Consider the following 12708-nt stretch of genomic DNA (forward strand, 5'->3'; position numbering starts at 1 on the left):
AAATTGGCTCAATCGAAATTCGGGATTTTTAGGACTGCACCTGTATTCGCCGATGTTACCATTTGTGCATAACGCCCAAGCCAGCCAGTTTTCACTTTCGGTTCTGGTCGTTTCCATTCTTTTTTACGCTGATCTAATTCTTCATCACTAACTCTTACTTCTAACAATCTTTCCTCAACATCGATACAAACGATATCCCCTTGTTTAAGAAGTGCAATCGTTCCGCCTGCAGCTGCTTCTGGTGAAATATGCCCTACCGAAATACCACGTGAAGCACCCGAGAAACGGCCATCTGTTAATAGCGCAACATCTGCACCTAATCCCATACCAGCAATCGCTGACGTTGGTGCCAACATTTCCGGCATACCAGGGCCGCCTCTTGGTCCTTCATAACGAATAACAACTACATCGCCTTTCTTAACTTTCCCAAGCATAATGCCCGCAAGCGCCTCATCTTGTGAATTAAAAATAACGCAAGGTCCTTCAAATCGTTTTACTTCGGTCGCTCCGCTTTTAATAACTGCACCATCTTTCGCAAGGTTTCCTTTTAATATACGTAATCCCCCTTCTTCACTATGAGGGTTTTCGAGAGAATGAATCACTTCCTTATCTTTAATCTCTGCATGAGCAATATTTTCTCTTAACGTTTGCCCAGTAGCAGTAATACGATCTAAATGAAGCACACCTTCTTTTCGGCTCATCTCTTTCAAAATAGCACTAATCCCGCCAGCTCGATCAATATCTTCCATATGCCAATTGGAAGCAGGGCTTACTTTACATAAATGTGGTACACGTCTTGAAACGGCATCAATACGGTTCATATCGTAATCTAATCCAGCCTCTTGCGCGAGCGCCAATGTGTGCAACACTGTATTTGTTGAACCACCCATCGCCATATCAAGCGCGAACGCATCATCAATTGCTTCTTCCGTTACGATGTCTCTTGGTTTAATATCTTTTTCAATTAAAATCTTTAATTTCTCTGCTGCTTGTTTAATTAATTCCTCACGTCTTGGATCGATGGCTAAAATACTTCCGTTACCTGGAAGAGCTAAACCTAACACTTCACATAAACAGTTCATAGAGTTCGCTGTAAACATACCGGAACAAGAACCACAAGATGGACAGCCATGATCTTCAATATCCTTTAATTCTTCTTCTGAAATTTTACCAGATTGATAAGCTCCTACCCCTTCGAAAACAGAACTTAAATCGACAACATCTCCTTTTGACGTTTTTCCAGCCGCCATCGGACCACCTGAAACAAATACAGTTGGAATGTTAATACGAAGTGCAGCCATCATCATACCAGGTGTGATTTTGTCACAGTTTGGAATACAAATCATGCCATCAAACCAATGTGCATTTACAACCGTTTCTACTGAATCTGCAATGATTTCACGACTCGGAAGCGAATAACGCATACCGATATGCCCCATCGCAATACCGTCATCTACTCCAATTGTATTAAATTCAAATGGAACCATACCTGCTGCACGCACCGCTTCTTTAACAAGTTTCCCAAACTCATTTAAGTGCTTATGACCTGGAATAATTTCAATAAAAGAATTACAGATAGCTATAAACGGTTTATCAAAATCTTCATCTTTCAAACCAGTTGCTTTTAATAAACTACGGTGCGGCGCTTTATCAAAACCTTTTTTAATCATGTCACTTCTCATCTTGTCAAATCCCCTCTTACGTATTTTTCACTTATAATCACTTACTCTATTTCTTTACTAATTCTTTCGGTGCATGAATCCAGCTCATCATTTCACGAAGCTCTGCCCCTACTTTTTCTAACTGATGATTTTGCTCTGCTTTTTTCATCGCATTGTATGTTGGACGCCCTGCTTGGTTTTCTAAAATCCATTTCTTCGCGAATTCACCTTGCTGAATTTCTGTAAGTACTCGTTTCATTTCTTTCTTCGTTTCATCTGTAACAATTCTCGATCCTGTTACATAATCTCCGAACTCTGCCGTATCTGAAATAGAATGGCGCATGTTCGTTAAACCACCTTCGTACATTAAATCAACAATTAACTTTAATTCATGTAAACATTCAAAGTATGCAATTTCAGGACGATATCCGCCTTCTGTCAATGTTTCAAAACCAGCTTTTACAAGTGCAGTTACCCCGCCGCAAAGCACTGCTTGCTCTCCGAATAGGTCTGTCTCCGTTTCTTCTTGGAATGTCGTTTCAATTACACCTGCACGTGTACAACCTACCCCTTTTGCATACGCAAGCGCTACACGTAATGCCGTTCCCGTAGCATCTTGATGTACTGCGACTAATGCCGGAACACCATTTCCTTCTTGGAATACACGGCGAACGAGATGACCTGGACTTTTTGGTGCGACCATCGCTACATCTACGTAACTTGGCGGATTAATTTGTCCGAAGTGAATATTAAATCCATGTGAGAAAAGTAACATTTGCCCTTCACGGAGATTCTCTTCTACTTCTGCTTTATACACATGTGCTTGCTGTTCATCTGGCAATAACATTTGTACAACTTGCGCGGTTCGAACCGCTTCTGAAACAGACATTACTTCAAACCCATCTGCTTTTGCTACTTCAAAAGACTTACCATGGCGAACACCAACTACAACTTCCACACCAGAATCACGTAAATTTTGTGCCTGCGCATGACCTTGAGATCCATAACCAATTACCGCAACTGTTTTCCCTTGTAATAACTCTAAATTTGCATCTTTCTCATAATACGTTTTCATATTCCATACACCCCTTATAATTTATTTACTTGCAGTACATCAATTAATTTTTTCAACTGACCAACAAGTAATGTCGCTTCACTTTCAGTACAAACTGCTGTGAGTTTCATTTCAGAAACGCCACTAGTATCTCTTTCGTTTAAATGTAAAGAAGAAATATAATAACCACGCCGAGCAAAAATTCCACTTATACGCAATAAGACGCTTGGCTCGTTATGAATAACGAGTGAAAAAGTATGACTCATTCTTCCCACCTCTTCATAATCATTTCGTTATTCCCTTTGTTTGGCGGAACCATCGGAAATACGTTTTCACCTTCTTCTACACAAAAATCAACTACGATAGGACCTTCATGAGCAATTGCTTCTAACATCACTTGTTTCGCCTCGGTTGAATTTTTCGCTCTTAATCCTTTCACTCCATAAGCTTCTGCCACTTTCACAAAATCTGGCGATCCAATTTTTGACTCTGATAAACGATTTTCATAAAACATTTCTTGCCATTGCCTTACCATCCCTAAAAATTTGTTATTTATAATAAATACTTTTACAGGAATATTATTTTCAGCAATTGTTTGTAGTTCTTGAATGTTCATTTGAAAAGAAGCATCGCCTGCAATACAAATGACGAGTTTTTCTTCTTTTGCAAGCTGAGCACCAATTGCTGCCGGGAAACCAAACCCCATCGTTCCTAGTCCGCCAGATGTTAGAAAAGTCCGTGGATTTTTCGCTTTATAAAAATGCGCAGCCCACATTTGATGCTGTCCGACTTCTGTCGTAACAATCGCTTCACCATTCGTTACTTCACTTACTAGGCTAATAACATGTTGTGGTTTTAACTCACTTTCTTTTTGATTGTAGGAAAGAGGGTATTCAGCTTTCCATTCCTTGATTTTCGTAAGCCATTCTTTTGTTTGTGTACAAATTTGCATATGTAACAGCTTGTGTAACGCTTTTTTCACATCACCAACAACCGGATATTCCACAGTTACATTTTTATGAAACTCTGAAGAATCTATATCAATATGTACCTTTTTCGAATGCGGAGAAAAGAGTTCTAATTTTCCTGTTACACGATCATCAAAGCGAACACCTAAAGCAAGTAGTAGATCACATTCTGTTACTGCCATGTTTGCAGCATACGTTCCATGCATGCCGAGCATTCCTAAAAATAATGAATCTCCCGGCGGATATGCACCAAGTCCCATTAAAGTGGAAACGACAGGAATACGATTCTCCCTCGCAAATTTGATGAGTTCATCAGATCCACCCGAATGAATGACACCTCCTCCAATATAAAGAAGTGGGCGTTTAGCTTTTGAAATTTCTTTAGCCACCTCTCTAAGCTTTATACTGTCTGGCATAGGCTCTATTTTGTATCCTGGAATCTCAATTACTTCATTATAAAAACTTGTTACCTTTTCATTTTGAACATCTTTTGGAATATCAATTAATACTGGCCCTGGTCGCCCGCTTTCGGCGATGTAAAAAGCTTCTTGTACAATACGTGATAAATGATTCACATCACGAACTTGATAATTATGCTTCGTAACAGGTACTGTAATCCCGACAACATCTGCTTCTTGAAATCCATCTTTACCAATTAAGGGCTTTGCAACTTGCCCTGTAATGACAACTAAAGGAATCGAATCCATATAAGCATCCGCTAAGCCCGTAACTAAATTTGTCGCTCCTGGGCCAGAGGTAGCAAAGACTACCCCGACCTTTCCAGAAGCTCTCGCATATCCTTCTGCCGCATGAATGGCAGCTTGTTCATGACGAGTTAAAACGTGCTTCAAACCACTTCCGTATAACGCATCATACACTGGCAAAATCGCTCCGCCTGGATAACCGAAAACGGTAGTTACACCTAAATTCTTCAAGCATTGAATAACGTGTCCAGCTCCTGTCACTTCTTCACAATGCAATTTCTCACATGTTGTATACTGTTGCTCCATTTCAATTAACTCCTCTCCCTACCTACAGTAAGCTTTCCGCTAATCCTGGAACACGTACTCCTCTTTCTCTCGTTAACTTTTTAAATTCCTCTGTCAATTGTTTCGTTACACTTCCTGGCTTCCCATCTCCAATTTCTCTTGAATCAACTTTTACAACTGGAATTAATTCTGCTGCCGTTCCCGTTAAAAATACTTCATCTGCTACATATACGTCATGGCGAGTAAACGGTCTTTCCTCACACCGAATATTAAGTCGCTCACATAACTCAATCACACTATTTCTCGTAATACCTTCTAGCGCCCCTAAATAAGAAGGAGGTGTTAACACCTTTCCATCTTTCACAACGAAAACATTATCTCCAGATCCTTCACAAACATATCCTTGTTGATTTAACATAAGTGCTTCTAGCACTCCAGCTTGTGCCGCTTCAATTTTTACAAGTACGTTATTTAAATAGTTCATTGACTTAATTCGTGGGTCTAATGCATCTGGCGTATTACGTCTTGATGCAACAGATACAACGCTTAATCCATTATCGTAAAATTCCTGTGGGAATAACTTTAATTGTTCTGCAATGATAATAACGCTCGGTTTCACACAACTTCTCGGATCGAGCCCTAAGTCACCTTTTCCTCTTGAAACAATTAACCGAATGTAAGCATCCGCATACTCATTTTTTTGCAATGTTTGCAAAACTGCTTCTTCCATTTCTTCAACCGTCAACGGGATTGTAAGTAAAATAGATTTTGCCGATTCATATAATCGTTTTACATGTTCTTTTAAACAAAATACATTTCCACCGTAACTACGAATCCCTTCAAATACACCGTCTCCGTATAAAAAACCGTGATCATATACTGAAACAACTGCCTTTTCTTTTTCTACAAATTCCCCATTCATATAAATGTACTGGTTTCCCATCTCACATCGCTCCTCTTTTTTTCTCTCTATTTTGCAACCTATTTTTATATCGATTGCTGAGATGAGTATTTTTAACAGAATATTCAGTATATATACCTTAAAAATATACTCGTCTCAACAATCAATTACATACATACTTGTAGCAATCCATTGCTGAGACGAGGGAATCGTGGTACCACTCAGCTTCCTTACACTTCTCACGAAATATAAGCTCTGCAAGTCCAATTAGACTTTTTGTTTTTCTATCGGAAACAACTCCGCTACTTTTTACTAGTTTTCAAAAGTAGTGCTCCGTGGTGATCTTCAATGATGAAATTGTTACTACCCTCACAGCTTCTAGGCAGCTCTCTGAAACAATTTTTATCATTTACTCTCCGCTTCTACGCATTCTCTTATTCTATTTTTAAAATAAAAACTCTCGCCTCAGCAATCAACTACTACAATTTAGTAGCTTTGATTGCTGAGGCGAGAGTTTCGCGGTACCACTCAGCTTCCTTATACTTCTCGCGAAATATAAGCTTTGTAGGTCCAATTAGACCCCCGTCCTTTTACCGGAGACGATGCCGTCGCCCTCTACTCAGTTTCCCTTTCGCAAGCGATGCTCCGAGGTGATCTTCAATGATTCGATTGTTACTACTCTCACAGCCTAGGAGCAGCTCTCTGAAACGATCATAACCATCTACTTTCCTCTTCTTTGCATATACAACATATAAAGTTAGAAAATTCTTAATTCACTTTTATTTGTTAAACGTATTATAGGACGTTGTTCTTTTCATTGTCAACATGTTTTTCCGAAAAAAATTAAATTTGATCAATTCAAGAGAAGTCTATTTATTTTTTCTCAAAACAAAATCGGAATGAACTTCTTACACATACTCATATATTACTTAAGTATGTTCGCATTACTACATAAAAAAACAACTTAATAACATATAAAATTTTATGAGGAGATGAGAAAACTATGTTAAAAGGAAAAGTGGCATTAGTTACAGGAGCAAGCCGAGGAATTGGACGTGCTATCGCAAAACGTTTAGCAAACGACGGTGCATTAGTTGCTATTCATTACGGAGATCGAAAAGAAGATGCTGAAGAAACTGTTTATGAAATTCAATCAAATGGCGGATCTGCTTTTTCTATCGGTGCAAACCTTGAATCTTTACATGGTGTAGAAACCCTTTATAGTTCTTTAGATAGCGAATTACAAAAAAGAACTGGTAGTACTAAATTTGATATTTTAATAAACAACGCTGGAATTGGTCCTGGTGCTTTTATTGAAGAAACGACTGAACAATTTTTTGATAGAATGGTTTCAGTTAATGCAAAAGCACCATTCTTTATCATCCAACAAGCTTTATCTCGTTTACGTGACAATAGCCGAATTATTAATATTTCATCCGCTGCCACTCGTATTTCTTTACCTGATTTCGTTGCATATAGTATGACGAAAGGCGCTATTAATACAATGACTTTCACACTAGCAAAACAGCTCGGAGCACGAGGAATAACAGTGAATGCAATACTTCCTGGATTTATTAAAACAGATATGAATGCGGAACTCTTGAGCGACCCAATGATGAAACAGTACGCTACTACCATTTCCGCTTTTAATCGCTTAGGTGAAGTAGAAGATATTGCCGATACCGCGGCATTTCTCGCTTCTCCAGACAGCCGCTGGGTTACTGGACAATTAATTGATGTTAGCGGAGGATCTTGCTTGTAATTTCTTAATCTACTTACACAAAAAAAGGCCAGCACCTTTGCTGGCCTTTTTCACTGTGTAAAACGATAGCCTACTCCCCAAATTGTCTCGATATATGATTTATCGAATGGATCGAGTTCAATTTTGTGACGAATATTTTTCACATGTACAGCAACCGTTGCTGCATCACCAATTACATCCATCCCCCATACAGTTTCAAAAAGACGATCTTTACTAAATACTTGATTTGGATTTTCTGCCATACAAGTTAATAAATCAAATTCTTTTCCTGTTAACATGACCTCAGTTCCATTTACAAATACACGTCGGGCCGATTTATCAATAAACAATCCTCGAATACGAATTTCATCTTTTATTAGTTCTCGCTTTCCTGTTAAACGATCATAACGAGCTAGATGAGCATTTACACGTGCCACCATTTCACTCGGGCTAAACGGTTTTATAATATAATCATCTGCTCCAAAACCTAACCCTTTAATTTTATCGATTTCCTCTTGTTTTGCGGACACCATAAGTATTGGTATGTCCTTTTCCAATCGAACTTGTTTACAAATTTCATATCCATCTATTCCTGGTAACATTATGTCTAAAATTAACAAGTCATAATCCTCCAGAAGAACTCTTTGTAAACCTTTTTCGCCAGAGTAATCAATATCTACTGTATACCCAGCAACCTCTAAATAATCCTTTTCTAACTCTGCTATAATAGCTTCATCTTCAATAATTAAAATCCTTTTCAAGATGCTCTCCTTTTTCTAATTGATTTTTTGTAATGTAAATGCCAGCGTCGTTCCTTTACCTTTTTTACTTTCTACCCAAATATCACCACCATGTTGTGTGATAATCTGATGTGCAATTGACAAACCAAGTCCGCTTCCACCTGTTTTAGAATTTCTAGAATGATCTGCACGATAGAACCTTTCAAATATATGAGGCAACGCCTTCTCTTCTATCCCTACCCCATTATCTTTTATGTAAATCGTTACATAATCAATAGATTCGGTCATGCGAATTCCTATATATCCTTCTTCTTTATCCATATACTTAACACTATTCCAAATGATATTTGTAATAACACGACGTAATTTTTCACGATCACCTTTTACCAAAATAGAAGTATCCTTTTGAGCATCCCATCTCACTACAATTCCCTTATCCTGTAATTCAAGCTGTAGTTCTTCTATACAATCAGATAAGTATTGATTAATTTCAACCTCTTCAAATTGAAACGGTTCCTCTTTTAAATCAAGTTTTGAAAAGAGAAAAAGCTCGTCAATTAATTGATCCATATCAAACACTTTATGATAAATAATCGTTAAATATTTATCTAATTGTTCTGGAGTTCGAGCGATACCTTCTTTAATTCCTTGTACATAACCTTTAATAGCCGTTATTGGCGTCCGTAAATCATGAGAAATATTTGAAAGCAACTCTTTACGATTTTTTTCATATTGCATTTGCAACTCGACCGATTCCTTCAATCTGCCACGCATCTCTTCAAACGATAAACTTAATTCACCTATTTCATCTTTCGCAAGTGGCTTTACTTGAAAATCTAAATCACCCTTTTGAATTCTTTCCGTTGCCTGCTTTAATGAATGCAATGGTTTTATAATACTCCTTGATATAAAATATGTTAATATTCCATTCGTAATAATTAACCCAAGTATTAAAGAGAATACGAAATACGGGAAAAATTCTCTAATCATTTCTTCTAAAGGATTTACATACTCAAATACAAAAATACTAACCTTATCCTTCTCTTCATCGTAGTAATTAAATTGCTTATAGTAAAAAGAATTACCCTCTATTTTCACATCCATTCCTTTTCTTTGTCCTTCCGTTTCAAATGCGGGTAGGTATTTATCAAACGAAGAGATTTTAAAATATGGAGATGAATATGTAAGCTCATCATTTTTTCGAATTAGTAATCCTGCTTGATTATCGTTTAATTCTTTATCAGTTTCCTTTAAAAAATTTATATCTTCCAATTTATCTGGAGCATACGATGAAAGAATTTTCAACCTACTAAAAATATCATCTTCATCTTCTTTTGTACGAATAGCACCCTCCTGCTCTTTATCAATGAGAGAATGACTATTTTGATTAAGACCAATGATTGCTTTTGCAATACGAATATCACCAAATAAAGTAACACTAATTAACATAACTGCTATACCGCAAAAAACGATTGGAATAATTACCATCGCAACATACGACAACAGCAATCTAATACGGATTGACATTACAGAACTCCTATGAACATTATATTTTTAGCTTATTACAGAATTCAGTGGAAACGAAACTTGACTCATCCAAATACCAGCTAATAATACGAGTATAGCTAGAACAATTTCTAAGAGCAATAAACGGCGATTAACTGTTCCAATATCTTTACCCCATGTTTTCGTTTGTCTCCATGCTACAATTGTAATTATACATACAGTAAGAATCTTTATATTTAAAAGGTTCGTCCATATTGAATTAAAATTAAAAAGTACCCAATTCCTCGTCTGTAAAAACACAATTAATTCCCCAGAAAGAAATGCTAGAATAAATGAAGTACCAGCAATAATACTAAAATGTTTACGAAAACGCTTTTGATCAAATGTAATTTTGTATAATGTTGTCCACGCTATAACAAGAGCTAAATAAATAAGTGCTCCTAGCCACACTGCAATACTCATAACGTGGATCATTCTAATTATAACTGCTGCCCAATTTGGATTAGTAATCCATACATGGCCTGTGAAAGAAAAACTCGCAACAAGAAATCCCCAAATTAGCGCATACCATTCGTTCCCCATATGTTGCAAAGACATAAGAACTAATAATAGCAGTTGAATCATAATAATAACTGAAAATGGCGAATGAATAAGTAAACTCCCCTTCGGCATAATTGACTTATATACTATTAATTCGGCTATTAATCCTACTACAAGTATAAAGAAGAAAATCTTTTTCATATTCTTCATTCTTTGCAATATGGAAGGTAATCTATAACGTTTTACAAACATATCGAGCCACTTTACTCCTGCTCCAATTAAAATCATTCCCTCTACAATATAGCGTAGTGTTACTATCATAACATCTGAAAATACTGAGCCATTCCCACTCACATTTCCCTCTACCACTGCATTAGTTTGTACGTCTTCTCCAATTGAAAAGGGATAGCCTCCTTCACTCGGATGTCCGTCTGCAGATATCATAGACCACCTTACTGTGTATGTACCATTATTTAAGTTTGGTATCTTCACTTTTATTTTTGTTGGGTTATCTAATATTTCAACCTTTGATACTTGCACTCTCTTTGCACTTGGATCTAGCAGTTCAATATTGACTACATTTCCTGTAACTGGTTCACTAAATTCAAGAATAATCTGTTCCGGTTGTACTGTAAGAACCTCACCCTCTTTAGGGGTGATTCCTATAACACCTGTATGAGCAAATACACTACTATGAGAAAATAAAAATATACTTACACTTGTTAAAATAAATACTATCATTCTATAAAGCATGAAAACCTCCGTATTATTATTCTGGATGATTACCTGAGTGATCTCCGGTAGAAAATGGAGTAGTTACCCCCTCATAATTCATCATCGTATGCATTCCTTTTTCCGCATGAACGAGATGATGACAATGAACCATCCATAGTCCACTATTATTTGCCTCTAAAGCAATTTCATATTCTTCTCCCGGAAAAACATTAACTGTATCTAAGTAAATCGGACTTCCCTCCATTGGTTTACCATTTTTAGAAATAACCTGGAATGTATGTCCATGCAAATGCATTGGATGAATTTCTTCCCCCTTATTTTTAAAGCGAATCTTAACTTTATCTCCTTTCTCTACTTTAATGGGTGGAATATCAGGTGATGTCTTTCCATTAATCGTATACACCCATTTTTCTTGTCCATTTACATCTTTCACACCTTCTGCCAAATCCATATCATAGACCTTTGTAAACTTTGAATCTATCGTAAACTTGCCAACTTCTTTTTCTCCATATTTCGTAAAGTCAAACCATGGATAACTCTTTATATCAATAGGTTTTTTCGGCAAAGAACCGTTCCCAATAGTCGCCGTTAACATTCTATTCATTTTCTTAGATGGATCCACATTAATAAGTTTTACACTCGTTGTTTCCGGCATTTTAAAAACAAGGTCATAACGTTGTGCAGCTCCCATCGGAAGAATTGCTTTATCTAGCTCGTCCCCAGCTTTTATATCACGACCATCTAATGCAATAATTTGAAATGGCGCCCCAACTAATGTCATTAAATGCGTATTATTCCCAGCATTAATTATGCGAAGGCGTACTGTTTCACCTGGTTTTGCATCCAATCGTAGCCCCTCACTCGTATCATTTAATGTAAATACATCGTAATCATCTCCATCAGATAAATCTTTAAGTTGATCATTACTTGGCATCATTAACGGTCCTTCTAAATTTTGCGCCTTTTCATTTCGAATATGGTTGCTAGGATAGCTATTCCAATCTTTATCTTGTTCGCTATTATGATTACGGGCTTTTATATCTCCTGTTTTCCATTCATGAATTGCCACTGTATAATCCTTTTCATATTTTACAGCTGGTTTATTCGGTTCAATCACAATAGTTCCAAATAGTCCCCGCTCCGTTTGTATCGCACTTTTTTGATGAGAATGATACCAATATGTCCCTACCTGTTCAGCATTAAATGCATATGTATATGTTTCCCCTGGTTTTATAGCATTTTGCGTAACACCTGGAACACCATCTACCGCCGCCGGGACATCTAATCCGTGCCAATGGATTGTAACTGGTTCTGGCAATTCATTTTTCAAATTTACAACAATACGTTCACCTTGTTTAACTCGAATTTGAGTACCCGGTGATGTTCCATCAAATGTCCACGCATCTACCTTTTTCCCATTTCCCAAATCTATGCTTGCTACTTTCGCCGTAATATTAAAAGTTTTTGTAACCCTTTTTTTGGCATCTGACTCAGCAATAGATGTAATTGATTCTGAAGTAGATGTTGCATCTGTTAACTTCTTTTTTTCATTTGTACCTGGGTAATTATTTATTAAAAAATATCCAAAAATAACTAACCCTAATAGTAAGCATGCCGCAATCAATATATTTCTTAAATCGCTTTGTATAAATTCTTTTTTCATATTAGTCTCTCTTTCATTTTTTGTTGTAAACAATTAATTTTCATACGTGGATTCATTGCCTATCACCTCACATATTCACTTCGATTTACATCATAACACTCAGAAAAAAAGAAACTTTGAAGGAATTTTAAAGACTTTATAAAGAAATATATTTCAATTTTTCTTTACTTCTAAATCTTTTTTATTGCGCAATAAAAAAGATTGTATAAT

10 protein-coding genes and 2 other annotated features are annotated in these 12708 nt (G+C 36.7%); of the genes, 1 reads left to right on the forward strand and 9 read right to left on the reverse strand.

The features are described 5' to 3' along the window. Window positions 1-8: 8 nt before the first annotated feature. The 5 genes from ilvD to ilvE are packed head-to-tail and all read right to left on the reverse strand — an operon-like array spanning window position 9 to window position 5615. Complete coding sequence (gene ilvD / locus BAQ44_RS12195; RefSeq protein WP_063263766.1) at window positions 9-1682, reverse strand: dihydroxy-acid dehydratase; 1674 nt, start codon at window positions 1680-1682, stop codon at window positions 9-11. Between the two features lie 46 nt (window positions 1683-1728). Continuing rightward, window positions 1729-2736 carry a ketol-acid reductoisomerase gene (gene ilvC, locus BAQ44_RS12200; protein ID WP_071721815.1) on the reverse strand — a complete coding sequence of 336 codons (1008 nt, stop codon included), beginning with the start codon at window positions 2734-2736 and terminating at the stop codon, window positions 1729-1731. A gap of 14 nt (window positions 2737-2750) precedes the next feature. Further along, window positions 2751-2981 carry an ACT domain-containing protein gene (locus BAQ44_RS12205; RefSeq protein ID WP_061676651.1) on the reverse strand — a complete coding sequence of 77 codons (231 nt, stop codon included), beginning with the start codon at window positions 2979-2981 and terminating at the stop codon, window positions 2751-2753. Continuing rightward, complete coding sequence (gene ilvB / locus BAQ44_RS12210; protein WP_071721816.1) at window positions 2978-4693, reverse strand: acetolactate synthase large subunit; 1716 nt, start codon at window positions 4691-4693, stop codon at window positions 2978-2980. The genes BAQ44_RS12205 and ilvB overlap by 4 nt, the downstream gene beginning before the upstream one ends. Before the next feature lie 22 nt (window positions 4694-4715). Next, window positions 4716-5615 carry a branched-chain-amino-acid transaminase gene (ilvE, locus tag BAQ44_RS12215; RefSeq protein WP_000528140.1) on the reverse strand — a complete coding sequence of 300 codons (900 nt, stop codon included), beginning with the start codon at window positions 5613-5615 and terminating at the stop codon, window positions 4716-4718. 151 nt (window positions 5616-5766) lie between these two features. Then, window positions 5767-6007: a binding site (T-box leader), on the reverse strand. Window positions 6008-6073: 66 nt separating this feature from the next. Next, window positions 6074-6319 (reverse strand) — a binding site (T-box leader). Between the two features lie 257 nt (window positions 6320-6576). On the opposite strand from ilvE, the gene BAQ44_RS12220 reads away from it, so the two are divergent. Continuing rightward, window positions 6577-7335 carry an SDR family oxidoreductase gene (locus BAQ44_RS12220; protein WP_071721817.1) on the forward strand — a complete coding sequence of 253 codons (759 nt, stop codon included), beginning with the start codon at window positions 6577-6579 and terminating at the stop codon, window positions 7333-7335. 50 nt (window positions 7336-7385) lie between these two features. Here BAQ44_RS12220 and BAQ44_RS12225 read toward each other — a convergent pair whose 3' ends face one another. Genes BAQ44_RS12225 through BAQ44_RS12240 form a run of 4 tightly spaced genes read right to left on the reverse strand, consistent with a single transcriptional unit; the run spans window position 7386 to window position 12498 of the window. Next, window positions 7386-8075, reverse strand: a complete 690-nt coding sequence (locus BAQ44_RS12225; protein WP_061676648.1) for a response regulator transcription factor — start codon at window positions 8073-8075, stop codon at window positions 7386-7388. Between the two features lie 15 nt (window positions 8076-8090). Continuing rightward, complete coding sequence (locus BAQ44_RS12230; protein WP_071721818.1) at window positions 8091-9581, reverse strand: sensor histidine kinase; 1491 nt, start codon at window positions 9579-9581, stop codon at window positions 8091-8093. A 27-nt stretch (window positions 9582-9608) separates the two neighbouring features. Further along, complete coding sequence (locus tag BAQ44_RS12235; protein WP_071721819.1) at window positions 9609-10853, reverse strand: copper resistance CopC/CopD family protein; 1245 nt, start codon at window positions 10851-10853, stop codon at window positions 9609-9611. Between the two features lie 16 nt (window positions 10854-10869). Further along, on the reverse strand, window positions 10870-12498 hold the full coding sequence (locus tag BAQ44_RS12240) for a multicopper oxidase family protein (protein WP_071721820.1): 1629 nt from the start codon (window positions 12496-12498) through the stop codon (window positions 10870-10872). Between the last annotated feature and the right edge of the window lie 210 nt (window positions 12499-12708).

The organism is Bacillus mobilis (assembly GCF_001884045.1).
Taxonomy (GTDB): domain Bacteria; phylum Bacillota; class Bacilli; order Bacillales; family Bacillaceae_G; genus Bacillus_A; species Bacillus_A mobilis.

Bases quoted from the DNA above. Each gene is read 5' to 3' on its own strand.
- BAQ44_RS12230 (WP_071721818.1), bottom strand. From the start codon at position 9,581: ATGTCAATCCGTATTAGATTGCTGTTGTCGTATGTTGCGATGGTAATT.
- ilvD (WP_063263766.1), bottom strand. From the start codon at position 1,682: ATGAGAAGTGACATGATTAAAAAAGGTTTTGATAAAGCGCCGCACCGT.
- BAQ44_RS12235 (WP_071721819.1), bottom strand. From the start codon at position 10,853: ATGCTTTATAGAATGATAGTATTTATTTTAACAAGTGTAAGTATATTT.
- ilvC (WP_071721815.1), bottom strand. From the start codon at position 2,736: ATGAAAACGTATTATGAGAAAGATGCAAATTTAGAGTTATTACAAGGG.
- BAQ44_RS12220 (WP_071721817.1), top strand. From the start codon at position 6,577: ATGTTAAAAGGAAAAGTGGCATTAGTTACAGGAGCAAGCCGAGGAATT.
- ilvB (WP_071721816.1), bottom strand. From the start codon at position 4,693: ATGGAGCAACAGTATACAACATGTGAGAAATTGCATTGTGAAGAAGTG.
- BAQ44_RS12240 (WP_071721820.1), bottom strand. From the start codon at position 12,498: ATGAAAAAAGAATTTATACAAAGCGATTTAAGAAATATATTGATTGCG.
- ilvE (WP_000528140.1), bottom strand. From the start codon at position 5,615: ATGGGAAACCAGTACATTTATATGAATGGGGAATTTGTAGAAAAAGAA.
- BAQ44_RS12205 (WP_061676651.1), bottom strand. From the start codon at position 2,981: ATGAGTCATACTTTTTCACTCGTTATTCATAACGAGCCAAGCGTCTTA.